General features: G+C 70.8%; 23 protein-coding genes. 14 read left to right on the top strand and 9 right to left on the bottom strand.

Annotated features, from left to right (window positions below):
• Positions 1 to 30 precede the first annotated feature (30 nt).
• A complete protein-coding gene (locus I6J71_RS35070) occupies positions 31 to 1,257 on the top strand; it encodes an NAD(P)/FAD-dependent oxidoreductase (protein ID WP_204090774.1) in 1,227 nt (408 codons plus the stop codon).
• Between the two features lie 18 nt (positions 1,258 to 1,275).
• On the opposite strand, the gene I6J71_RS35065 is transcribed toward I6J71_RS35070, so the two are convergent.
• Entirely contained in the window at positions 1,276 to 2,319 is a 1,044-nt protein-coding gene (locus tag I6J71_RS35065) for a DUF2235 domain-containing protein (RefSeq protein ID WP_204090773.1), read from the bottom strand.
• 354 nt (positions 2,320 to 2,673) lie between these two features.
• Here I6J71_RS35065 and I6J71_RS35060 point away from each other — a divergent pair, with 354 nt between their 5' ends.
• From I6J71_RS35060 to I6J71_RS35035, 6 genes are read left to right on the top strand one after another with little or no spacing between them, the layout of a single operon-like run.
• On the top strand, positions 2,674 to 3,534 hold the full coding sequence (locus I6J71_RS35060; RefSeq protein ID WP_204090772.1) for a fumarylacetoacetate hydrolase family protein: 861 nt from the start codon (positions 2,674 to 2,676) through the stop codon (positions 3,532 to 3,534).
• A gap of 1 nt (position 3,535) precedes the next feature.
• Positions 3,536 to 4,837 carry an enolase C-terminal domain-like protein gene (locus tag I6J71_RS35055; protein WP_204090771.1) on the top strand — a complete coding sequence of 434 codons (1,302 nt, stop codon included), beginning with the start codon at positions 3,536 to 3,538 and terminating at the stop codon, positions 4,835 to 4,837.
• Positions 4,834 to 5,592, top strand: coding sequence for an SDR family NAD(P)-dependent oxidoreductase (locus tag I6J71_RS35050; RefSeq protein ID WP_204090770.1), 759 nt, complete (start codon positions 4,834 to 4,836; stop codon positions 5,590 to 5,592). Before I6J71_RS35055 ends, I6J71_RS35050 begins: the two co-directional genes overlap by 4 nt.
• Before the next feature lie 33 nt (positions 5,593 to 5,625).
• Entirely contained in the window at positions 5,626 to 6,666 is a 1,041-nt protein-coding gene (locus I6J71_RS35045) for a sugar ABC transporter substrate-binding protein (protein ID WP_370542012.1), read from the top strand.
• Positions 6,663 to 8,186 (top strand): sugar ABC transporter ATP-binding protein, encoded by a 1,524-nt coding sequence (locus tag I6J71_RS35040; RefSeq protein WP_204090769.1) that lies wholly within the window; start codon positions 6,663 to 6,665, stop codon positions 8,184 to 8,186. The genes I6J71_RS35045 and I6J71_RS35040 overlap by 4 nt, the downstream gene beginning before the upstream one ends.
• Complete coding sequence (locus I6J71_RS35035) at positions 8,179 to 9,195, top strand: ABC transporter permease (RefSeq protein ID WP_204090768.1); 1,017 nt, start codon at positions 8,179 to 8,181, stop codon at positions 9,193 to 9,195. The genes I6J71_RS35040 and I6J71_RS35035 overlap by 8 nt, the downstream gene beginning before the upstream one ends.
• An 86-nt stretch (positions 9,196 to 9,281) precedes the next feature.
• Here the strand turns inward: I6J71_RS35035 and I6J71_RS35030 are convergent, their stop codons facing one another.
• Entirely contained in the window at positions 9,282 to 10,031 is a 750-nt protein-coding gene (locus I6J71_RS35030) for a FadR/GntR family transcriptional regulator (protein ID WP_204090767.1), read from the bottom strand.
• A gap of 79 nt (positions 10,032 to 10,110) precedes the next feature.
• Here I6J71_RS35030 and I6J71_RS35025 point away from each other — a divergent pair, with 79 nt between their 5' ends.
• Genes I6J71_RS35025 through I6J71_RS35015 form a run of 3 tightly spaced genes read left to right on the top strand, consistent with a single transcriptional unit; the run spans position 10,111 to position 12,259 of the window.
• On the top strand, positions 10,111 to 10,449 hold the full coding sequence (locus tag I6J71_RS35025; RefSeq protein WP_204090766.1) for an L-rhamnose mutarotase: 339 nt from the start codon (positions 10,111 to 10,113) through the stop codon (positions 10,447 to 10,449).
• A complete protein-coding gene (locus I6J71_RS35020; protein WP_204090765.1) occupies positions 10,446 to 11,429 on the top strand; it encodes an aldo/keto reductase in 984 nt (327 codons plus the stop codon). The genes I6J71_RS35025 and I6J71_RS35020 overlap by 4 nt, the downstream gene beginning before the upstream one ends.
• Positions 11,426 to 12,259 (top strand): amidohydrolase, encoded by an 834-nt coding sequence (locus I6J71_RS35015; protein ID WP_204090764.1) that lies wholly within the window; start codon positions 11,426 to 11,428, stop codon positions 12,257 to 12,259. Before I6J71_RS35020 ends, I6J71_RS35015 begins: the two co-directional genes overlap by 4 nt.
• A 9-nt stretch (positions 12,260 to 12,268) precedes the next feature.
• Here the strand turns inward: I6J71_RS35015 and shbA are convergent, their stop codons facing one another.
• The 4 genes from shbA to I6J71_RS34995 all read right to left on the bottom strand — a co-directional run bounded on the left by shbA (position 12,269) and on the right by I6J71_RS34995 (position 14,318).
• Positions 12,269 to 12,934, bottom strand: a complete 666-nt coding sequence (gene shbA / locus I6J71_RS35010) for an RNA polymerase sigma factor ShbA (protein WP_204090763.1) — start codon at positions 12,932 to 12,934, stop codon at positions 12,269 to 12,271.
• Between the two features lie 253 nt (positions 12,935 to 13,187).
• Positions 13,188 to 13,478: a DUF202 domain-containing protein gene (locus tag I6J71_RS35005; RefSeq protein WP_204090762.1), complete on the bottom strand. Its 291-nt coding sequence runs from the start codon at positions 13,476 to 13,478 to the stop codon at positions 13,188 to 13,190.
• On the bottom strand, positions 13,475 to 13,828 hold the full coding sequence (locus I6J71_RS35000; protein ID WP_204090761.1) for a YidH family protein: 354 nt from the start codon (positions 13,826 to 13,828) through the stop codon (positions 13,475 to 13,477). The genes I6J71_RS35005 and I6J71_RS35000 overlap by 4 nt, the downstream gene beginning before the upstream one ends.
• A 10-nt stretch (positions 13,829 to 13,838) precedes the next feature.
• The gene (locus I6J71_RS34995) at positions 13,839 to 14,318 is read right to left on the bottom strand and encodes a GtrA family protein (RefSeq protein WP_204090760.1); all 480 of its coding nucleotides are present in this window, start codon (positions 14,316 to 14,318) and stop codon (positions 13,839 to 13,841) included.
• 266 nt (positions 14,319 to 14,584) lie between these two features.
• On the opposite strand from I6J71_RS34995, the gene I6J71_RS34990 reads away from it, so the two are divergent.
• Positions 14,585 to 14,881 carry an iron-sulfur cluster assembly accessory protein gene (locus tag I6J71_RS34990; protein WP_204090759.1) on the top strand — a complete coding sequence of 99 codons (297 nt, stop codon included), beginning with the start codon at positions 14,585 to 14,587 and terminating at the stop codon, positions 14,879 to 14,881.
• A gap of 175 nt (positions 14,882 to 15,056) precedes the next feature.
• On the opposite strand, the gene I6J71_RS34985 is transcribed toward I6J71_RS34990, so the two are convergent.
• Genes I6J71_RS34985 through I6J71_RS34975 form a run of 3 tightly spaced genes read right to left on the bottom strand, consistent with a single transcriptional unit; the run spans position 15,057 to position 19,270 of the window.
• Positions 15,057 to 16,196, bottom strand: coding sequence for a glycerate kinase (locus tag I6J71_RS34985; RefSeq protein ID WP_204090758.1), 1,140 nt, complete (start codon positions 16,194 to 16,196; stop codon positions 15,057 to 15,059).
• Positions 16,193 to 17,149: a D-glycerate dehydrogenase gene (locus tag I6J71_RS34980; RefSeq protein ID WP_204090757.1), complete on the bottom strand. Its 957-nt coding sequence runs from the start codon at positions 17,147 to 17,149 to the stop codon at positions 16,193 to 16,195. The genes I6J71_RS34985 and I6J71_RS34980 overlap by 4 nt, the downstream gene beginning before the upstream one ends.
• 30 nt (positions 17,150 to 17,179) lie before the next feature.
• Positions 17,180 to 19,270, bottom strand: coding sequence for an alpha-galactosidase (locus tag I6J71_RS34975; RefSeq protein ID WP_204090756.1), 2,091 nt, complete (start codon positions 19,268 to 19,270; stop codon positions 17,180 to 17,182).
• Between the two features lie 77 nt (positions 19,271 to 19,347).
• On the opposite strand from I6J71_RS34975, the gene I6J71_RS34970 reads away from it, so the two are divergent.
• Genes I6J71_RS34970 through I6J71_RS34960 form a run of 3 tightly spaced genes read left to right on the top strand, consistent with a single transcriptional unit; the run spans position 19,348 to position 22,818 of the window.
• Positions 19,348 to 20,547: an ROK family protein gene (locus I6J71_RS34970; protein ID WP_239154091.1), complete on the top strand. Its 1,200-nt coding sequence runs from the start codon at positions 19,348 to 19,350 to the stop codon at positions 20,545 to 20,547.
• Positions 20,548 to 20,558: 11 nt separating this feature from the next.
• On the top strand, positions 20,559 to 21,845 hold the full coding sequence (locus I6J71_RS34965) for an ABC transporter substrate-binding protein (RefSeq protein ID WP_239154090.1): 1,287 nt from the start codon (positions 20,559 to 20,561) through the stop codon (positions 21,843 to 21,845).
• Position 21,846: 1 nt separating this feature from the next.
• Positions 21,847 to 22,818: a carbohydrate ABC transporter permease gene (locus I6J71_RS34960; RefSeq protein ID WP_204090755.1), complete on the top strand. Its 972-nt coding sequence runs from the start codon at positions 21,847 to 21,849 to the stop codon at positions 22,816 to 22,818.

Raw genomic sequence — 22,818 nt, 5'->3', positions numbered from 1 at the left:
GTCGCCATCGTGGGGACAAGGGAGGTCGGGATGTCGGAGCCTCGGAAAATCGTCATCGTCGGGGCGGGTCTCGCGGGGGCGTCGGCCGCCGCGGCGGTGCGGGAGAAGGGTTTCGGCGGCGACGTGCTGCTGATGGGGGCCGACCCGCACCGGCCGTACGAGCTGCCGCCGCTGTCGAAGGGCGTGCTGCTGGGCACCGCCGACGAACCCGACTGGGTCCACGAGGAGAGCTACTACGCCGACCACGACATCCGGCTGTCGTCCGGCCTCACCGCGACGCGCCTGGAACTCGGCGCGCGGCTCGTGCTCGACGACGCCGGCGGCGAGCACAAGTTCGACCGCCTCGTGCTCGCCACGGGTTCGCGCCCGCGCCCGCTTTCCACGCCCGGCGGGAACTTTCCCGGCCTCTACACGCTGCGGACGCTCGACGACGCGTTGAGCCTGCGTACCGCCTTCACCGACGCGCGCCGCGTCGTGATCATCGGCGGTGGCTGGATCGGCACCGAAGCCGCCGCGGCGGCGCGGTCGCACGACGCGGAGGTGACCGTGGTGGCGCCCGGTCGCCTGCCGCTGGTGAAGGTCCTCGGCGACGAGGTCGCCGGTGTCTTCCACTCGCTGCACGAGGAGCACGGCGTGCACTGGCGCCTCGGCGAACGCGTCGCCGAAGTCACCGGGGACGCGGGCGGCGTGCGCGGCGTCCGGCTGCACAGCGGTGAAGAGTTGCTCGCCGACGTGGTCCTGGTGGCCATCGGTGCCGCGCCGCGCGTCGAACTGGCCCACGCGGCGGGCCTGGAACTGGCCGACGACGGTGGCATCACGGTCGACGCGGGTCTGCGCACGGCCGCCCCGGACGTCTACGCAGTCGGCGACATCGCATCACACTTCCACCCGCGCTACGGCCACCGCGTGCGCGTCGAGCACTGGGCCACCGCGCGCACGCAAGGTGTCCACGTCGCCGGCAACCTCCTCGGTGAGCACGAGCCCTACCTCGACAGCCCGTACTTCTTCTCCGACCAGTACGACCTGGGCATGGAGTACCGCGGGCTCGCGGACCTCGACCGCGACCGGCTCGTGGTCCGCGGCGACCTGGCGGCGCGGGACTTCACGGCTTTCTGGGTCGGCGAAGAAGGTGAGGTCCACGCGGCCATGAACGTCAACCAGTGGGACGACGGCGATGCCTTGCAACGCCTCGTCGACGGCCGCGTGAAGGTGGGCGACGAGGACCTGAAGTCGGGCTCGCTCGCCGACCTGGGCTGAGCTTTCCCCTGTCCTGACTCAGGTTTCGACGGGGATCACGGGTCCGTCCAGCGCCAGGTACCCGACGAGGTTCGGCGGCGCGTAGTCGGCCGCCCGCTTGTGCCGGGTGACGGCGCTGGACGCGACGTACTCGTGTTTCGGGTCCGTGGTCCCGATCCCGCGTGTCGCCGACGGCAGCAGGCGGAAGAAACCCGTGCGGGACGGGAACATCGGGCCGAGCGGGTCGCCTGCGCAGGTGAAGTCGTCGCGCAGGGCGAGGCCGTTGGCCTGCGCGTGGTCGGCCAGCCAGCGCAGCGGGATGTCCGCGAGGCTGTGCTGAGTTCTGCCGCCCCCGCCGACGTCGGCGTGGCACCCGGCGAACCAGACCTGCTCGACCTGCTGCGTGCTGCCCTCCGCGGCGGGCGCCCAGATCGATGGCAGGAACGGCTTGCGGCGTTCGTCGATCGACAGCGCCTGGAACGCCACGTCGACGATCGAGCTCAAAGCGGTGTCGTGGAACTGGAAGCGGCGGTTGAACACGTCGATCGGCCAGAAACCCGTGAGCGGCACGCCCAGCGCGCCCACGGTGTCCCACACGCCGATGAACCGGATCCGCGGCTCGTGCGAGTACGTCCGGCGGAACAGCGTCGCTTCGGTCGTGCGCGGGTGCCACTTGTCACTGCGGTCGCGGTAGAGGCCGTACGCCTGCTTCACGCGGTGCGCGTGCTCGCGGCGCAGCAGCCCGCAGTTGCGGATGAACCCGGCGACGCTTCGCACTGTATAGGCGCCGCGGCTGAAGCCGACGAAGAAGATCTCGTCGCCGGGTTCGTAGGTGTGCACGAGGAAGCGGTAGGTGTCCTGGACGTTGCGCGAGAGCCCGATGCCGAACGCGCCGCCCGTGAACTTTCGCCGCACGGTGCCGACGCCCGATTGGTAGAAGACCCGCTGCTGGGTCCCGGCTTCGTCGGCCGGCGCGACACCCAGCGCGAGCCGCGTGACGTTGCTCGGCGCCGGTGTGGTGCCGTCGGCCAGGTCCGCCGTGTCCCACGTGCCGTCGCAGCAGATCACGATCCGCTTGGGCATCCGCACCTCGTTCGCCGGTCGATGGGTCCAGGCCATTCAAGTCAGGACCCGGCAGCGTTTCAACGGGTTCGGCGGAATCGGTACCGAACCCGAGGTGTGGCAAGGAAAACGCGTGTCGTTCACGGGTGCGCCACGCGGCGGCCGCCCGGGCATCGAAAGATCGGATGAAAACCGGCGTGCGCCTGGCCGGTTTCAGGAGCAAGATCGAGGCGGTGTTCGTGGCTCGCCCCGCCGGCCCTCGCCAGTGAGGTCTGATCAAGTTTGAGAACAAATCCCGCCGGCCTCTGGATCGTACGCAGCTGATGCGCTATACATCGGATGTCTTGGTGTGGTTGTGGTGAGAGGGGAACGTCCGTGCAGCTTGTGCGTCTCGGAGCCGCGGGAGAAGAGCGACCGTTCGTTCGTGCCGGAGACGGCACTCTGTACGACCTCTCGGGCCTCACCTCCGACGTCGACGGTGCTTTCCTCGCATCCGGCGGGATCGCTCGCGCCGCCGCCGCGCTCGAAGCCGGCGAGCTACCCGTTGCGGACGCCGCGGCGGCGAACCTGCGCGTCGGCCCGCCGCTGGCCGCGCCCGGCAAAATCCTCTGCATCGGCATGAACTACCGGCGCCACGCCGAGGAGACCGGTGCCGCCGTGCCCGAAGAGCCCGTGCTGTTCATGAAGGCCCCCGACGTGATCGTCGGCCCGGACGACGACGTGCTCATCCCGCGCCGCAGCAGCAGCACCGACTGGGAGGTCGAGCTCGGCGTCGTGATCGGCAAGGAGGTGCGTTACCTCGACAGTGTCGAGGAAGCCCTCCAGTACGTCGCCGGCTACGTCGTGTCCAACGACGTCTCCGAGCGCGAGTTCCAGCTGCACCGCGGCGGCCAGTGGGACAAGGGCAAGAACTGCGAGACGTTCAACCCGCTCGGCCCGGCGCTCGTGACCGCCGACGAGGTGCCCGACCCGCAGGAGCTCGGGCTCCGCACGTGGGTCAACGGAAAGAAGGTGCAGGACTCCTCGACCAGGGACATGGTCTTCAGCGTCGCCGAGATCATCCACTACCTGAGCCAGTTCATGGTCCTGCGTCCCGGTGACCTCATCAACACCGGCACGCCCGAGGGCGTCGCGCTGGGGCAGCCGGAGCCGAAGCCCTACCTGCGCGAAGGCGACGTCGTCGAGCTCGAGATCGACGGCCTCGGCCGCCAGCGCCAGACGATGAGGCAGGCCTGACATGGCGAAGATCATCGGCATGGAGGTGCTCGACGTCCGGTTCCCGACCTCGCGGGAGCTCGACGGCTCGGACGCCATGAACCCCGACCCCGACTACTCAGCCGCCTACGTCGAGCTGCACACCGACGGCGGTCCGGACGGCTACGGCCTGGCCTTCACCATCGGCCGCGGCAACGACGTGCAGGCCGCCGCCATCCGCGCCCTCGCCCCGCACGTCGTCGGCCGCGAAGTGCCCGAGGACGCGCAGGCGCTCGGTGACCTCTCGCGCGAACTCGTCGGCGACTCGCAGTTCCGCTGGCTGGGCCCGGAGAAGGGCGTGGCGCACATGGCGATCGGCGCGGTCGTGAACGCCGCGTGGGACCTCGCCGCACGCCGGGCGGATCTGCCGTTGTGGAAGTTCGTCTCGCGCATGACGCCGGAAGAGCTGGTGTCGCTCGTCGACTTCCGCTACCTCTCCGACGCGTTGACCGAACAGGAGGCACTCGACATCCTGCGTGCCGCCGAACCCGGCCGTGCGGAGCGCACGGCGAAGCTCGAAGCCGAGGGCTACCGCGCGTACAGCACTTCGCCCGGCTGGCTCGGGTACTCCGACGCGAAGCTGGTGCGCCTGGCCGAACAAGCCGTGGCCGGCGGCTTCGAGATGATCAAGCTGAAGGTCGGCGGCAGTCTCGAAGACGACGTGCGCCGCATGAAGCTGGCGCGCGAGACCGTCGGCGCGGACATCCGGATCGCCGTCGACGCGAACCAGCGCTGGGACGTGGCCACGGCCGTTTCGTGGATGACCGAGCTCGCGCCGTTCGACCCGTACTGGATCGAGGAACCGACGTCGCCGGACGACGTGCTGGGCCACGCCGCGATCGCGAAGGCACTCGCGCCGATCAAGGTCGCGACCGGCGAGCACGTGCAGAACCGCGTGGTGTTCAAGCAGCTGCTGCAGGCCGGCGCGATCGACGTGCTGCAGCTCGACGCCGCGCGCGTCGGTGGCGTCAACGAGAACCTCGCGATCCTGTTGCTGGCGGCCAAGTTCGGCGTGCCGGTATGCCCGCACGCCGGCGGCGTCGGCCTGTGCGAGCTGGTGCGGCACCTGTCGATGTTCGACTTCGTGGCGGTGTCCGGCAGCGACACCGACCGCACCATCGAGTGGGTCGACCACCTGCACGAGCACTTCACCGACCCGGCTGTCGTGCGCGACGGCCGTTACCTGGCCCCGACCGCACCCGGGTTCTCCGCGCGGATGCACGACGCGACCCTGCGCCGCTTCCGCTACCCGGACGGTCCAGAGTGGACGGAGTACGCGCAGTGAGCGAGTTCGGCGGCCTGGTGGCCGTGGTCACCGGCGGCGCATCGGGCATCGGCCTGGCGACGGCGCGGCTGCTCGCCGAGCGCGGCGCGCAGGTGGCCGTACTGGACCTCAAGACCGACGACGTGCCCGATCCCCTGGCCGGGTTCCGCTGCGACGTCACGGCCGACGCCGAGGTCACCGCCGCGATCGACGCCGTCGCCGAGCGCTTCGGGCGGATCGACGTCCTGGTGAACAACGCCGGCATCGGCGCGGCCGGCGATGTCACCGCCAACAGCGACGACGAGTGGCACCGCGTCTACGACGTGAACGTCGTCGGCATGGTCCGCACCACGCGTGCGGCATTGCCGCACCTCAAGGCGTCGCCGTCGGCGGTCGTGGTGAACACGTGCTCCATCGCCGCGTGGGCGGGCCTGCCGCAGCGCGCGCTGTACTCCGCGACGAAGGGCGCCGTGCTGTCGCTGACGCTCGCGATGGCCACCGACCACCTGCCGGACCGGATCCGGGTGAACTGCGTGTGCCCCGGCACCGCGGACACGCCGTGGGTCGGCCGGCTGCTCGACGCGGCCCTCGACCCGGCCGCCGAGCGCGCGGCGCTGGCCGCGCGCCAGCCGATGGGCCGGCTCGTGACCGCCGACGAGGTCGCGGGCGCCATCACCTACCTCGCCAGCCCGCTGTCCGCGTCGACCACCGGCACCGCGCTCGCGGTGGACGGCGGCATGTACGGCCTGCGCCCGCGGGGACCAGTGCAGAACTAGTGCGGTAACAACGCTCTCATCGAGGAGGATGCGGTGCGTACGAAGGTGATCCGGCTGGCTGCCGCGGCGGCCGCGTGTGGTTTGGTCCTGACTGCATGCGGGTCCACGAAGGACAAACCGGCCGCCGCGAGCGGCGGGGACACCGGCGGCAAGGTGGGGGCCACGCTGCCGCTGCTGACCTCGCCGTTCTGGCAGGCCTACAACAACTACGTGCCGCAGATGGCCAAGCAGGCGGGCCTCGACGCGCTGCCGACGGTGAACGCCGACAACGATCCGGCGAAGCTGATCACCGACATCGGCACGCTGCTCAACCAGGGCGTGAAGGGCCTGGTCGTGACACCGATCGACTCCGCCGCGGTGGTGGCGGGGCTCAAGCAGGCCGAGAACAAGGGCGTGCCGGTGGTCGCGGTCGACGTGGCGCCCGAGAGCGGCAAGGTCGCCATGGTCGTGCGCGCCGACAACAAGGCCTACGGCACCAAGGCGTGCGAGGAGATCGGCAAGCGCGTGAAGAGCGGCAAGGTCGTGCAGGTGATGGGTGACCTCGCCTCGGTCAACGGCCGCGACCGGTCGGCGGCGTTCCGCGACTGCATGAAGCAGAAGTACCCGGACATCAAGGTGCTGGAGATCGCGGCGGAGTGGAAAGCCGACAAGGCGTCCTCGGGCCTCGATTCCCTGCTCACCGCGAACCCCGACATCAAGGGCGTCTACATGCAGGCCGGCGGGGTGTACCTCGCGCCGACCGAGCAGGCGCTCAAGCGCAAGAACCTCTTCTTCCCGGCCGGCGACCCGCGCCACGTCGTGCTCGTGAGCAACGACGGCATCCCGCAGGAGCTGGCCGCGATCCGCAGCGGTGAGCTCGACGCGACAGTGTCGCAGCCGGCCGACGCCTACGCCAAGTACGGCATGTACTGGCTCAAGAAGGCGATGGCGGGGGAGACGTTCAAGCCCGGCCCGACCGACCACGGTTCGCAGATCGTCCAGATCAGCCCCGGCATCCTCGAGGACCAGCTCCCGGCCCCGGTCGTCACCAAGGACAACGTGGACGACAAGGCCCTGTGGGGGAACAACCTGTGAGCGCGCCCGCCCCGGAGCAGGTCGCACCCGTGGTGAGTGCCCACGGTGTCGGCAAGCGCTACGGGCCCACCGTGGCCCTGCACGACGTGAGCCTCACCGTGCGGGCCGGCGAGTCGCACGCGCTCGTCGGCCGCAACGGGGCGGGCAAGTCCACGCTCGTGTCCATCCTGACCGGACTGTCCAAAACGGACACCGGAAGCGTCGAGTTCGGTGGTGAGCCCGCGCCGCCGCTGGCCAAGCAGGACGAGTGGAAGGCCCGCGTGGCGTGCGTGTACCAGCACGCCATGGTGGTGCCGCAGCTGTCGGTGGCCGAAAACCTGTTCCTCAACCGCCAGTCGGGCCAGGGGTTCGCCATCGGCTGGCGCAGGCTGCGGCGCCAGGCCCGCGAGCTGCTCGACTCGTGGGACGTGCACGTGGACGTCGACACACCCGCGGGCGAGCTTTCGGTGGAAGACCGCCAGTTCGTGGAGATCGCCCGCGCGCTGAGCTACGGCGCGCGGTTCATCGTGCTCGACGAGCCGACGGCGCAGCTCGACAGCCAAGCCATCGAGCGGCTCTTCGAACGCATGCGTCAGATGCAGCGGGGCGGCGTGACGTTCCTGTTCATCTCGCACCACCTCCACGAGGTGTACGAGGTGTGCCAGGCCGTCACAGTCCTGCGCGACGCGAAGCACGTGCTCACCGCGCCGGTCGCCGACGTCCCCCGCTCGCAGCTGGTCGACGCCATGACCGGCGAACAGGGCGGGCTGGCCGTGCGCGACGCGGCCACCCGCGACCCGCTCGCGGTGGACGCGGGCGAGGTGCTGACCGTCGAGGAGCTGTCCGGCGACGGCTTCCACGACGTGTCGCTGCGGGTGCACCGCGGTGAGATCGTCGGCATGGCCGGCAGCAACGCGAGTGGCAAGCACCAGGTCGCTGAGACTGTGTACGGACTGCGGACGCCGTCGGCTGGGCGGGTGCTCGTGGCCGGGGAACAGCTGCCGCCCGGCGACATCGCGGCCGCGCTGCACGCCGGCGTCGGCTGCGTGCCGCGCGACCGCCACCAACAGGGCCTCGTGCTGGAGCACTCGATCATGGACAACACCACGCTGTCCGTGCTCGACCGCATGGGTCCCGGCGGGTTCGCGCCGCCCAAGGCGCGGCACGAGCGCGGAGCCCGTGCGCTGAGGTCGTACGACATCGTCGCGGCCGGGCCGCAACAGCTGGTGTCCGACCTCTCCGGCGGCAACCAGCAGAAGGTGGTGCTCGCCCGCGCGCTGGAGAGCGACCCGCGACTGGTCGTGCTGATCAACCCCACGGCCGGCGTGGACGTGAAGTCGAAGGAGGCCCTGCTCGCGGTCGTCGACCGGGTGCGGGCCGAAGGCAAGGCGGTGCTGATCGTGAGCGACGAGCTGGACGACCTGCGCCTGGCCGACCGGGTGCTGGTGCTGCGCGCCGGTGCCGTCGTCGCCGAACACCAGGCCGGCTGGTCCGACGGAGACCTCGTGGCCGACATCGAAGGAGTCGGGCTCCATGACTGAGCTGATGACCGACCCGCAGACGGCGCTGCCCGCGGCGCGCGCGAAGCGGCGGAACTCACTGTGGCTGCGCGAGCTGGCGCTGTTGCCCGCTCTCGTGGTCGTGTTCGTGATCGGCGGGCTGATCAGCGATTCGTTCCTCACGTTCGACAACGTGATCAGCATCCTCTCGGCCGCCGCCGCGCTGTCGCTCGTGGTGCTGGGCGAATCGCTGGTCCTGCTCACCGGCAAGTTCGACCTGTCGCTCGAGTCGACGATGGGCATCGCCCCCGCGATCGGCGTGATGCTCGTGATCCCGGCGGCGTCGTCGGGTTTCGGCACGGAGTGGCCGGCGGCGCTGGGCCTGCTCGCGATCCCCGTCGTGGGCGCGGTGATCGGGCTCGTGAACGGCTTCCTGATTGTGAAGCTGAAGCTCAACGCATTCATCGTCACGCTGGCCATGCTCACGGTGCTGCGCGGCACGCAGATCGGCTCCACCAACGGCAAGACGCTGTTCGACCGGCTCGACGCCTTCACGGCGCTGGCGACCACGACGTTCGCCGGGCTGCCGATGTCGGTGTGGCTGGCCGCGGTGCTGTTCCTGCTGTTCGGCCTCGGCCTGCGCTACCACCGGGTCGGCCGGTCGCTCTACGCGATCGGTGGCAACCGCGAGGCGGCGCGCGCCGCGGGCATCCGGGTGGACCGCATCTCGTGGGCCGTGTTCATCGTGGCCGGTGTGCTCGCCGCGATCGGTGGTCTGGCCTACACCGGGTACGTCGGCGCGCTCGGCGCCGACCAGGGTGACGGCCTGATCCTTCAGGTCTTCGCCGCGGCGGTGATCGGCGGCGTCTCGCTCGACGGCGGCAAGGGCACGCTCGTCGGCGCCCTGACCGGCGTGCTGCTGCTGCAATCGGTGGACAGCCTGCTGCGCATCGCACAGGTGCCCGCGGAATGGCTGAAGGCGATCTACGGCGGCATCATCCTGATCGCCCTCATCATCAGCCGCTACGCCGGCGGAAAGCCCCAGACCTGATCGGCACGCGGGCCGTGATCATCCGACCTTCTCGCCGTGCGGTGAAGGTGCCCCCGGGGTCTGGTGGCGGGGGCGCCCCGCCGAGTTCAGGACGCCGCTGCGGCGGGCTCGGGGGTGTCCGGGTTGTCGGTGTGGCCGGCCCCGTCTCCGTCGCCCTCGGCCGGCGTCAGCGTGCTGCGCAGCCACTGCTCCACCCCCGCGACGTGCACCGTCGCCCACGACCGCGCCAGCTCCGGCTCACGGGCGGCGATGGCCTCGTAGATGGCGGTGTGCTGTTCGCGTGTGCGCGCGACCGCGCCCTCCTGGGTGAGACCGCGCCAGATCCGCGCCCGCGCGGTGGGTCCGGACAGGCTGTCGAGCAGCGAGCACAGCACGGGGTTGCCCGAGCCGTCGGCGATCTTGCGGTGGAACTGCAGGTCGTTGGCCACGAGGGCCTCCACCGTCGGCGCGTCGGCCAGCTCGTCGAGCAGCGTGCCGAGCTCGGCGATGTCGTCGTCGTTCATGTGCAGCGCGGCCAGCGCCGTGGCGGCGGGCTCGAGGATCCGGCGCACCGCCAGGAAGTCGAGCACGGTGTCGTCGCGGTGGAAGTCGACCACGAACGTCATGGCGTCGAGCAGCAGGTTCGGCTCGAGGCTCGTCACGTACGTGCCGTCGCCCTGGCGCACGTCGAGCACCCGGATCAGGCACAACGCCTTCACGGCCTCGCGCAGGGAGCTGCGCGAAAGGCCGAGCCGCTGGGCGAGCTCGGCTTCCTTGGGCAGCCGGTCGCCCGGCGCGAGCTCCCCCGAGATGATCATGTCCTTGATCTTGTCGATCGCGACATCGGTGACGGGCATCGAGACCGCCCTCCCTCAAGAGACCTCGGATGTTTGGTGTGCTGAGGACAGCGTGCCACGGAACTCGCCAGGAGGAGACATGACCCACGACTCCCCACCGCACAGTGTCGCTCTGCGTACTCGCCTCAAACCGGGTCAGGAAGCGACCTACGAGTCCGTGCACGCCGTGATCCCGGACGAGCTCGATGCCGCGTTGCGCCGAGCCGGCGTGCGCACCTGGCGAATCTGGCGCAGCGGCCTCGACCTGTTCCACTTCGTCGAGGTCGACGACTTCGAAGCCATGAAGGCCGCGCTCGCCGGCGATCCGGCCGACCTCGCCTGGCAAGCGCGCATCAACCAGCTGCTCGACACCGACGACGACCGCAACAGCACCTCCACGGCCCTCGGGCTTGTGTGGGAACTGCCGGGGAAGGAGTGACCGTGGAACTTTCCCCGCTGGGGCTCGGCGGCGCGCAGCTGGGCAACCTGTACCACGCCATCGACGACGACACCGCGGAAGCGACCGTGCGGTGCGCCTGGGCCGAGGGCATCCGCTACTTCGACACCGCGCCGCACTACGGCCTCGGGCTCTCGGAGCGGCGCCTCGGCAAGGCGCTCGCGGCGTATCCGCGCGCGGAGTACGTGCTCTCCACCAAGGTCGGGCGAGTGCTGGAACCGCGCGCGGCCGCGCCGGGCGAGCGCGACGACCAGGGCTTCGACGTGCCGGCGACCCACCGGCGCCGCTGGGACTTCAGCCGCGACGGCGTGCTGCGCTCGCTCGAGGACAGCCTCACGCGGCTCGGTCTCGACCGCGTCGACATCGCGTACGTGCACGATCCGGACGACCACTTCGAGGAAGCCGTGACGGGTGCCTTCCCGGCGCTGCTCGAGCTGCGCGAGCAGGGTGTGGTCGGCGCGATCGGCGCCGGGATGAACCAGACGCCGATGCTCACCGAGTTCGTCCGCCGGTTCGACCTCGACCACGTGCTCATGGCCGGGCGCTACACGCTGCTCAACCAGCCGGCGCTCGACGACCTGCTGCCGCTGTGCCTCGACCGCGGCGTCGGGGTGGTCGCGGGCGGGGTTTTCAACGCGGGCATCCTGGCCACCGCCGAACCTGGCGGGACCTACGACTACGCGGCCGCTCCGGCGGAGCTGGTGGAGAGGGCGCGCCGGATCGCGGAGGTGTGCGGGCGCCACGGCGTCGACCTGCCCGAGGCCGCGCTCGCGCTGCCGGCGGCGCACCCGGCTGTGGTGTCCGTGGTCGTCGGCGCGCACGACGCGGGTCAGGTGGCGCTGAACGTGCGGCGCGCGGCGGCCGCCGTGCCCGCCGTACTGTGGACCGATCTCGTCGACGCCGGCCTGCTGCGTGCGGACGCAGTCGTCGGCCGGCTCGTGACAGCTGGAGGACCGCAGTGATCGACGCGCACCACCACCTGTGGGATCCGGCCCACCGGGACTACCCGTGGCTCGCGGGCGACGCGATGGCCCGCATCCGTCGTCCGTACACAGTGGACGATCTGCGCACGGTGACGCACGCGTCGGGCGTCCACGCGACGGTGCTCGTCCAGACCGTTCCGGACCAGGACGAAACGGAAGAGTTCCTCGTCACCGCGGCGAGGGAGGACGTGATCGCCGGGGTGGTGGGCTGGGTCGACCTCACTGCGCCCGACGTCGCGGACCGGCTGGCACGGCTCGCGGAGCTGGGCCCGCTCGTCGGCATCCGCCACCAGGTCGAGGACGAGGCGGACCCGGAGTGGCTGCTGCACCCGGACGTGCTGCGCGGGCTGGCGGCGGTCGGCGCCGCGGGATTGGTGTACGACCTGCTGGTGGCGCCGGCGCAGGTCGCTTCGGCGCGCAAGGTGGCCGAGCAGCTGCCCGAGCTGCGCCTGGTGCTGGACCACGCGGCGAAGCCGCCCATCGCGGCGGGGGAGTGGCAGCCGTGGGCCGACGGGATCGCGTCGCTCGCCGCGCGCGACAACGTGGCGTGCAAGCTCTCCGGGCTCGTCACGGAGGCCGACTGGGAACAGTGGCAGATCGGGCACCTGCGCCGCTACGCCGACCACGTCTTCACGTCGTTCGGCGCGGACCGCGTGCTGTTCGGCACCGACTGGCCCGTGTGCGAGCTGGCGGCGGCCTACGAAGTCGTGCTGGACGCGGCGGTGTCCCTCACCGGCCCGTTGACGGACCCGGAGCGGCTCGACGTCTTCGAACACACGGCGAAGCGTGTGTATGGACTGATTGTCTAGAAAGCCTGTCTAGAACTCCTGGCCCTGGATCATTGCGCGCAGCTTCGTCAGCGCGCGGTGCTGCGTCACGCGGACGTTGCCCGCGGAAATGCCCAGCGTCTCGGCGGTCTCGTTCGCCGAGAGGCCCACGATGATCCGCAGGGTCAGGATTTCCTGCTGCAGCGGCGCGAGGCGCGTGAGCATCTCCTGCAGCCGGGAGCCGAGGTCGAGCCGCAGCGCATACGACTCGGGCTCGTTGCCCACCAGCGACCGCTCGGGCAGCTCGGGCACCGGCTCCGACCGGTCCCGGGCCACGGCGCGGTAAGCGTCGGCGACCTTGTTGGCCGCGATGGCGTGCACGAGGTAGAGGAACGAGCCGCCGCGGTCCTGGTAGTCCGGCAGGGCCTTCAGCACGGCCATGCTCACGTCCTGGGCCACGTCGTCGGCCGACAGGTAGGACAGGTCGCGCCCGCCCATGCGGGCCCGGCAGTAGCGGGCGACCACGGGACGCAGCACGTGCAGCAACTCGGTGATCGCGCGCTGGTCGCCCCGCCCGGCGGCCAGCACGAGCGGGTCGAGGTCTTCTTTGGTCAGCCGTCCGCTCGGCCGCGGCAGGGTCTCGGGTGCCACGTAACCCGGGACGTCGCCTTCATCCGCGGCGATTTCGGAGCGAGCTGGCTTCGACGGTGCTGTCATGGTCGTCTCCCCGGCGACCCTGCGACCGTCGCTGGTCTTGGGGTCAACAATCTGTGATCTTGCGGTCGCAGCTACTCCGATTGATCGAGTAGTCGCCGCTCCCGATGCGACGCTCCGTAACCTTAAGCAGGTCGCGGGCTGACAGTCCAGATTTCAACTACGAATACCCCGTACGCAGCAATGGTCTTGATGAAAACGAGACCGGCCAACGCACAGTACGAATCCCGGCTCGCAGAATGTGCGGACTGTCCACTCAGTACGTCACGAAGAGTGACACGGCTGTTGCGCAACAGAGGGTGGCCACCACCGCGGGTAGAACAGGTTTCAGGGCGGCCGGTTCGGGGTCGGTTCGGAGTGATCGTTCCCGGTGCCGGCCGACCGCCGCGAGAGCCAGTGCGGTGATCGCCGCGAGCCCCGCCGGAACCAGGTCCCACGAGCCCTCGTTGCGCACCGCGGCGCCCAGGAGCAACACCGCGCACGCGGTCGCGGAGAGTGCCGTGCGGCGCCACGCCAGGCCCGTGCGCTCGGCCTGCGCGCCGTTCACGACAGGACCACGAGCACCACGGCGGCCGCCATGAGCGCGAACACGCCCCCGGTCAGGACGACGATCATCGCGCTGCGCGGCAGCGGCTCACCGGCGCGCATGGCGACCTGCACGCGGCGCCAGCGCGGGTATGCCGCGGCCGCGAGGATCGCCGCGAGCAGCACACAGAGCCCGGCGAGCACGGAGCTCGCCGCGACGGGCTGTGGCACGAGCTGGTGGACGGCGACGCCACCCGCGAGCAGGCCCAGCGCGGTGCGCAGCCACGCGAGGAAGGTGCGCTCGTTGGCCAGGGTGAACCGGTAGTCGGGCTCACTACCGCCCTCATGCGGCCCGATTTTCTCGTCCGACACGAATCGGAGGTTAGTCGTGGACGGCGCCCTTGCGGTGCGCGAAGACCCACCAGCGCAGCACGACGAACCGGACGAGCCCGCCGACGAAGCTGGCGGCCAGCAGGCTCACCGTCTCCTCCCACGCGGTCGGGTGGCTGACCACGGCGCCGAGACCGGCGAGGACGAGCGAGCCGTAGCCGGCGTAGAAGGCGAACGTCACGAGGTCCTGGAGGTGGCGCTGGCCGGCCTTGCTCGCCCGGCCGGCGAAGGTGACGCGTCGGTGGAACTCCGTGTTGCCGACGGTCGTGATCGCGATGGCCACCAGGTTCGCCCACTGCGAGCCGAGTTCCGAGCGGAGGACGAGGAAGAGCACGGCCTGCACGCCGGTCGTGACTGCGCCTGCGACGAGGTACCACGCGGCGTGTCCGCCGAGTTCGTGGTCGTGGTGCGCGGGCTGTCGCGGATCACGGTCGAAGAGCGGCTGCCGGGGCGTCCACCGGGTGGTGGTCATGATCCTGACGCTACCTCTGCTTCACAAACTTGTGAACCTGTTGAACCAGGTGAAGATCTGTGATCCCGCCGACAGGTACATCGCTGCCGCTCATTGGTCTATTCCCCACCGGCTCCCGCCTATGGGCAGATCGCCCGGATCTCAAACGTGTTTGTGACCGGTCCCACGGCTTTCCTCCAGCTGTCTCGCTCACGCTGCGCTGTCGACCCACCGCCCCTAGCGTGAAAAACCATCGCAACCGACCGCGACGAAGGGAAGGCCGAACGATGCTGACCGTGACCGAAGCCGCTGCCGAGGCGATCTCCGCGCTGACGGCTCAACAGGGCGCCGAGGACAGCGGGCTGCGGTTCGCGCTGCAGAGCATGGAGGAGGAGGGCGCGCAGCTCGCGCTGTCCGTCGCTCCGGCCCCGCAGGACGGCGACCGCGTCGTGGGCACCGACGGTGGCGCGAAGGTCTTCCTCGAGCCCCAGGCTGCTGCCCTGCTCGACGACAAGGTCCTCGACGTCCAGCAAGACGAAACCGGCGACGTCGCCTTCGCGGTGCTGCCGCAGAAGACCGACTGACCGCGCGGTCGCCCGAGGGCGCCGGCGGGCCACCGTAGTTCTGCCGGACGCCTTCTCCCTTCGCGCCCCGCTCCGGACATCCCGGGCGGGGCAGGTTCGGGTGTGCTGAAACGACGGCCGGCGGGGACGCGGTCCTCGCCGGCCGCGCTGTTCGCGTGAGCGTTCGGTGCGGTGGTTACTGGGCCGCGGTGCGACTGCCGGCCCAGGTCCGGACGAGGTCGCCCGCGCGGGCGCGCAGGAGCTCGGCCGCGTGGGTGCGCGCGTGGTCCAGCGACGGTGCGTGGTCGATGAGCGCGCTGGCGCCCACGACGCCCAGACCGGCCAGCTCGGCGGTGTCGAGCTGGATCCGCCCGGCCAGGACCATCAGGGGCACGCCCGCGCGGCTCGCCCTGGCGGCGATGCCGGCCGGCGCCTTGCCGGACAGGCTCTGGGAGTCGAGTGAGCCCTCGCCGGTGATGACCAGGTCGGCACCGTGCAGTGCACCGTCGACGCCGGTGAGACCGGCGATGAGGTCGAAGCCCGACGCGACCGTCGCGCCGAGGCCCGCGATGGCACCGCCCGCGACGCCGCCGCCGGCACCCGCACCGGGGACCGCCGAGACGTCCGGCGCGCCGGCGTTCACCAGAACCTGAGCCCAGCGGCCGAGTGCGGTGTCGAGTTCGGTCACCTCCTCGGGGCGGGCGCCCTTCTGCGGTCCGAACACCGCCGCCGCGCCCTGGGGGCCGACGAGCGGGTTGGTCACGTCCGTCGCGACCGTGACCGGGACCGCGCCCAGCCGTTCGTGCGCCGGCTCCAGCTCGACCTTCGCGACGCGGGCCAGGGTGCCGCCGCCCAGTCCGATGGGGGCGTCGAACGCGTCGAAGACCCCCGCGCCGAGCGCGGCCAGCATCCCGGCGCCGCCGTCGGTGCTCGCGGTGCCGCCGACGGTCAGCACAAGCCGCGAAGCCCCGCGCGCGAGCGCGTCGGCCAGGAGCTCGCCGACGCCCCACGTGTGGGCGGCCAGCGCGGTCTCCGGCGTCGGCGTCACGAACTCGATGCCGCATGCGCGCGCCGACTCGATGTAGGCCGTGCCGTCGAGCACCACGTACCGCGCGTCGACCTGTTCGTCCAGCGGGCCGCGTACGCGCACGCAGATCAGCTCGCCGCCCGCGTTCTCGAGTACCTCGAGCGTGCCCTCGCCGCCGTCGGCGACCGGACAGGCGGAGATGTCGGCGTCGGGTAGTGCGTCGCGCACGCCGAGGGCGATCGCCTCGGCGGCGTCGACCGCGGTGAGGCTGCCCTTGAACTTGTCAGGGGCGATGACGACACGGGTCACGGTGCTACCTCCGTCAGCGGAGCGTCCCCGGCGAGTACCGAGGTCACGTTTCGAGCGGCCAGCACGGCCATCGCGGTGCGCGTCTCGACGGTCGCCGAGCCGAGGTGCGGTGTGACGACCACGTCGTCGCGCGCCAGCAGCCGTGGTTCGACCCGGGGCTCGTGCTCGAACACGTCCAGCGCGGCGCCCGCGATCTCGCCGGCTTCGAGTGCGTCGGCCAGCGCGGCCTCGTCGACGACCGGCCCGCGTGTGGTGTTCACGAGGTACGCGGTGGGTTTCATCGCCCGCAGCGCTTCGGCGCCGATCAAGTGGCGCGTCTCCGGCGTCAGCGGGCAGTGCAGCGACACGAAGTCCGATCGGCGCAGCAGGTCCTCGAAGGACACGAACTCGCCGGCGAAGTCCGGCTTCGCCGACCGTCCCGAGTAGACGATCCGCAGCCCGAACGCGGCCGCGCGCTCGGCCATGGCCCGGCCGATCTGGCCGAGCCCGACGACACCGAGCGTCTTGCCCTGCAAGCCGGACCCGAGCAGGAACCCGAGGTGGAATGACCACGGTTCGCGTGCCCGCAGCAACCGCTCGCCTTCGCCGAGCCGGCGCGTGACGGCCAGCAGCAAGCCGAACGCGAGGTCCGCCGTCGCGTCCGTCAGCACGCCCGGCGTGTTGGTGACCGTGACCCCACGGGCAGCCAGCGCCGGCACGTCGACGTTGTCGTAGCCCACGGCCACGTTCGCCACCACGGCCAGCTGCGGCCCGGCGGCTTCGGCCACCGACGCGTCGATCCGGTCGTGCAGCATCGCCACGATGGCCGTCGCCCCCGCCACGAACGACCGCAGCTCCTCGGGCGTGAGCGGGCGGTCGAGTTCGGACACGCGCACTTCGCCGGCGTCGGCGAGCACCTTCACCGCGTCGTCGGGAATCCAGCGCGTCACAGCGATGAGAGGGTGATCGGACATGCGCGAAAGCCTAGTGGGGAACGGGCCCGGTTAGCGAGGTTCCCGCCGCAGCCGCACGAGCGCGCTGGCGGCGCCGTCCCCGGTCAGCGTGATCGGCAGCCCGTGAGCGAGCAGCACCGCACCGTGGTGCACCGCGCCGGTTCCCACCTCGTGGTAAATCGCGGCCGGATCGAGCCCCTGCAGCACGGGGGTGACGATCGGCCGGCCGTGGTCGTGCGGCCGGCGGGCGAAGAGCACCACCACGTCGTCACCGAGCACGTATTGCACCGCTGTCAACGGGGAAACGGCCGGATCGGCCAGTCGGTAGGCCGTGCCGTGCTGCACGACGGGCCGGATCTCCTTGTACAGAGCCACGAGCTCCGCGGCGCGGCGCAGTTCGTCCGCGGTCCACTTCGTGAGCGCCCCACCGAGCCCGAGCACGCCCGCCATCGCGACGTGGAACCGGAACTCCAGCGGCGCTTCGCGGCCGGTCAGGGGGTTCGGACTGTCGGTGACCCACGCGGCCATCACCCCGGCGGGCAGCACCTGCGAAAACCCGTGCTGGATCTTCACGCGGTCGAAGGCGTCGGTGTTGTCCGACGTCCAGATCTCGTCGGTGCGCGCGAGGATCCCCAGGTCCGTGCGCCCGCCGCCGCCCGCGCACGCCTGGATCCGCAGCGCCGGGTGGTCGGCGCGCAGCCGGTCGAGCACGCCGTGGACCGCGCGCACGTGCTCGACCCACACGCGGCCCGGATCGCCGTCGCCGGGCCGGCCGGCCTCGGTGAACGCGCGGTTCATATCCCACTTGAGGTAGTCGATGCCGTGGTCGGCGACGAGCCGGTGCAGCCACTTGTACGCCCAGTCCGCGACCTCGGGACGCCCGAAGTCGAGCACGAGCTGGTTGCGCAACGTGGTCCGGCCGCGGTGCGCCATCGCCAGCACCCAATCCGGGTGCTGGCGGTAGAGCTCGCTGTCGGGGTTCACCATCTCCGGCTCGACCCACAGCCCGAAACCCATCCCAAGCCGGTGCACTTCGGCCACGAGCGGGCCGAGTCCGGCGGGGAAGCGGTCGCGGTTCACGGTCCAATCGCCGAGACCCGCCGTGTCGCCGGTGCGCGCGCCGAACCAGCCGTCGTCCACCACGAACAGCTCCGCGCCCGCTTCGGCGGCGATCGCGGCGAGCCGCAGCTGACCCGGTTCGTCGACGTCCCAGCCGGTGGCCTCCCACGAGTTGTAGACGACGGGCCGCAGCTCTTCCGGGTGCGGCTGCACGAAATCGCGCACGTAGGCGTGCCACTTCCGGCTCGCACCACCGAATCCGTCGGCCGTGTAGAGCCCGGCGAACACCGGCGTCTCCCAGGTCTCGCCGGGTTCGAGCCGCCACTGCACGCCTTCGTGGCCGAACCCGCCGGTCCAGGTGACGCGCCCGGTGTGCGAGCGCTCGACCGTGATGCGCCAGCTGCCGCTCCACGCCAGAGCGGTGCTCCAGACTTCGCCGCGCGTCTCGGTGGCCGTGCCGTCGTCGAGCATCAGCCACGGATTGGCCTGGTGACTGGAAACCCCGCGCCGGCTCGTCAGCGTCGTCTCGCCGGTGGGCAGGTTTTCCCGCAGCAGCCCGGCTTCCGCGCTCCACGCGCCCGCCGTGTGGCTGATCCGGTAATCGCCGCGACGGGGCAGCGTCCAGGCCGCGGAATCCGTGCGCAGCAAGCAGATCGGCTCGGTCCCGGTGTTGCGCAGGACCGTGTGGCGTTCGACGGCTTCGCCGCGGACGCGGTAGTGCAGCTCGGCTTCGAGCGGGTAGTGCCGGTCGCGCAGCCGAACACAGAGCCCGTCCTGCGTGTCGTGCCCCGCGTACGCCCACTCGACGGCCTGCGTGCCGTCGGCGAACCGCACGGACAGCCCCGCGACGCCGAAGAACGCGCCCCCTTCCGTCGCGAGTTCCGGCCGGTCGTCGAACGGTTCGTCGAAGCTCGAGCCGACCGGGTTGGGGAGCGGCGTGATCTGGGTGGCCTGTTCGAGCGTGAGCGGCGGGCCCCAGTGCACGTGCCGCACCCGGTCGGCCTCGTCGAGGCGGAAGGCGTACGCCGACTCTCGGGTACGAAGCAGCCACAACCGGTGATCGACGTCGAATTCCACGGACATGTCTCCAGAGCGTAGGGATGACCAGCGGAAAAATAAATTCTTGACGAAGTTAATTTATCCGTCGTACGGTTCCGCGCATGTCACGCAGTGCACCGGCAAGGGCGCCGATCACGAGTCCCGCCGCGGCCACCGTGTTCACCACGGTGCTGACCCAGGGTCCGGTCAGCCGCGTGGACGTCGCCCGCCGCACAGGCCTGTCGTCCGCGGCCGTCACCAAGGCCGCGCGCCCGTTCATCGAAGCCGGTTACCTCGAAGAGCTCGCCTCCGCAGAACGCACGGCGCCGGGCGCGGGCCGCCCCGCGAACCCGCTCGCCATCCGGCCCGACCGCGAGTACTTCATCGGCGTCAAGATCACCGGCGACGACCTCATCGGCGTGGTCACCGACCTGCAGGCGCAGATCCGCGTCGCGAAGCACCACGCGCTGACCAGCCACGACGTCGACCACGTCGTGCGCGCGCTCACCGACCTCGTCGCCGAGCTGCTGGCCGGCTCGGCGCCCGACGGTGCGACGAGCTTCCGCGACCGCGCCTACTGCCTGGGCGTCGCCGTGTCCGGCGACGTCGACCGCGACTCCGGTCTCGTGCGCTACTCGCCGTTCCTCGGGTGGCGCGACGTGCCGCTGGCCGAGCTGCTCGAGGACAGCACCGGGCTCGCGACCACGCTCGAGAACGACGTGAAGGCGCTGACCGTCGCCGAGCAGTGGTTCGGCGAAGGCGTTGGTGCGGCGTCGTTCGCGCTGGTCACCGTCGGCACCGGGATAGGGAGCGCGCTCGTGCTCGACGGCCGGCTCGTCGGCGGCGCGCACGGGGTGGCCGGCGAGATCGGGCACGTCCCGGTCGCCGGCATGGGCACCGACGGCCCGGCCTGCCACTGCGGCGGCACGGGCTGCGTGGAGGCGATCGCGTCGACCGAGGCGATCGTCGCGAGCGCGCGCCGGGCCGCCGGGGATCCGGCGCTCACGCTGGCCGAGGCCGTCGCGCGGGCGCGGGCCGGGGACGAGCCACTGCGGGCCGTCTTCGCGAACGCGGGCCATGCCATCGGGCTCGGTCTCGGCGCACTGGTCAACCTCTTCGGCCCGGAACGCATCGTCGTCTCGGGTGAGGGCGTGGCCACCTACGACCTCTTCGAGGAGCAGATCCGCCGCACGTTCGCGGAGCAGGCCTTCGGCAGTGCCGCCCGGTGCGGCCTGGTGATCCGCCCGCTGCCGTTCGAGGAGTGGGCACGGGGCGCCGCCGCTGTCGCCGTTCAGAGTCTTTTCGTGTCCGACCGCTTGTGAGGAGAAGTCACATGGCCCTGTCCCCATCGTTGTCGCGCAGGAGCTTCCTCGTCGGCTCCGTGCTGTTCGCCGGGGGAGCCGCCCTGGCGGGCTGCACCTCCGACCCGCTGAACAAGAACTCCGGCGCCGCGGGCGGGGCCAAGGTCACGCTGAACCAGTGGTACCACGCGTATGGCGAGTCGGGCACGCAGCAGGCCGTGCAGCGCTACGCGCAGGAATTCACCAAGGCCAACCCGGACATCGCGATCAAGGTCAGCTGGATCGCCGGTGACTACGAGACGAAGCTCAACTCGGCCCTGCTCACCGCCGACGCGCCGGACCTGTTCGAGATCGGCGACTTCAGGTACCAGAACGTCAAGAACGGCTTGCTGGCGCCGCTCGACGACATCGTCGACCCGGTCAAGGGCGACTTCTCCAAGGCTGCGCTGGACACCGCGACCGTCGACGGCAAGATCTACGGCGTCAAGACGATCGACGACGTCATGATGCTGTACTACCGCAAGAGCGTGCTCCAAGCCGCCGGCGTGAAGCCGCCGACGACGTTCGCCGAACTCCTCGACGCGACCCGGAAACTCACCACGGGCAAGCAGAAGGGCCTCTACGTCGGCACCGATGGGGTGGGCGAAGCGGCAACGCTGCTGCTCTGGTCGTCGGGCGCCGACTTCTTCGACCCGAGCGGGAAGAAGATCTCGTTCGCCACGCCGGAGGCGATCGCCGCGATCGCCGGGCTCAAGCAGCTGCACGAAACCGGCGGCCTGCTGCAGGGCTATCCCACCGACTGGTCCGACCCGGGCGCGTTCGCCGACAGCGCCACCGCGATGCAGTGGGGCGGCCTGTGGTCACTGCCGGACATCAACAAGGCCGTGGGCGACGACTTCGGCGTCGTGCCGTGGCCGAAGTTCGGCGACGCGGGCCGGCAGGTCGCGCGCGTCGGCGGCTGGTACCAGCTGGCCAACGCCAAGAGCAAGAACCTCGACGCGGCCAAGAAGTTCATCAACTGGCTGTGGATCCAGCAGGCGGACCTCCAGAAGGACTGGTGCGTCAAGTACGGCTTCCACATCCCGGCGCGCAAGGAGGTCGCGGCGCAGACGACCGAGTTCTCCAGCGGTGCGGCCAAGGACGCCGTCACGATCTCGCAGCAGAACGGGCTGTCGTACTCGGGCCTGTGGAACAAGGCGTCGGCGACGCTGTTCCTGCAGGCGGCCACGAAGATCGCCAACGGCCAGGCCGATCCCGCCGCCGAGCTCGGCGACGCGGCGAAGAAGGCCCAGTCCGAAGTCGACAAGCAGCTCGCCTGACATGGCTGTCTCGTCGCCGGCGGCGGTGTCGCCGAAGACCTCCCGTGCGGCGGCGCCCGCGAAGCGCCGCCGCCGGCGGGTGGACTGGCGCGCGATCGGCGCGTTCACGGTGCTCACCGCGCCGGTGGTGATCGGGCTCGGCGTGTTCAAGTACGTCGCGATCGCGTGGAGCTTCCTGCTCTCGTTCAACGACGCGCGCGGCACGATCTCGCTGGGCAAGTGGATCGGCTTCGACAACTACACGTTCCTGCTGTCCGACTCCGCGTTCCGCGACTCGCTGCTGATCATCGCGCTGTTCACGGTGTTCATCGTGCCGGTCACGTTCGCCGCGTCGCTCGGGCTGGCCGTGCTGGTCAACAGCATCCGGCGCGGCAAGGCGTTCTTCCGCACCGTGTTCCTCATCCCGGGCGCGGTGTCGTACGTGGTCGCGGCGCTCGTGTGGAAGATGGCGTTGTTCAACGGCTTGCCCTCCGGGGTGGCGAACGCGCTCGGCGGGCTGTTCGGCACCGATCCCGTGCCGTGGCTGTCGCAGACGAGCCCGCCGGTCTACTGGGTCGCGGTGGTCACGCTGCGGCTGTGGTTGCAGGTCGGGCTGTACATGATCCTGTTCCTCGCCGGCCTGCAGGCGATCTCGCCGTCGCTCTACGAAGCGGGTGAGCTCGACGGCACGTCGAAGTGGCAGGCGTTCCGCTACATCACGTTGCCGCAGCTGCGGAACACGTCGGTAGCGGTGCTGCTGCTCATCCTCATCGCGGCGTTCCAGGCGTTCGACGAGTTCTACAACCTGTTCGGCACCGGGCTCACGGGCACGGCGACGGCGCCGGTGAAACCGCCGCTGGTGTACCTCTACGACTCGGCGCTGGGCGACCAGAACTACGGCGTCGGCTCCGCCGGCGCGTTCCTGCTCACCGTGATCATCGTGGCGATCACGTTGCTGCAGGGGAAGTTCGTCGGCTTCGGGAAGAAGGACTGA

Origin of the sequence: Amycolatopsis sp. FDAARGOS 1241 (assembly GCF_016889705.1) — a bacterium.
In the GTDB taxonomy this organism is placed as follows: Bacteria; Actinomycetota; Actinomycetes; order Mycobacteriales; family Pseudonocardiaceae; genus Amycolatopsis.
The sequence above is the reverse complement of the archived record's forward strand: the minus strand, read 5'-3'. Positions and strand labels throughout refer to the sequence as shown.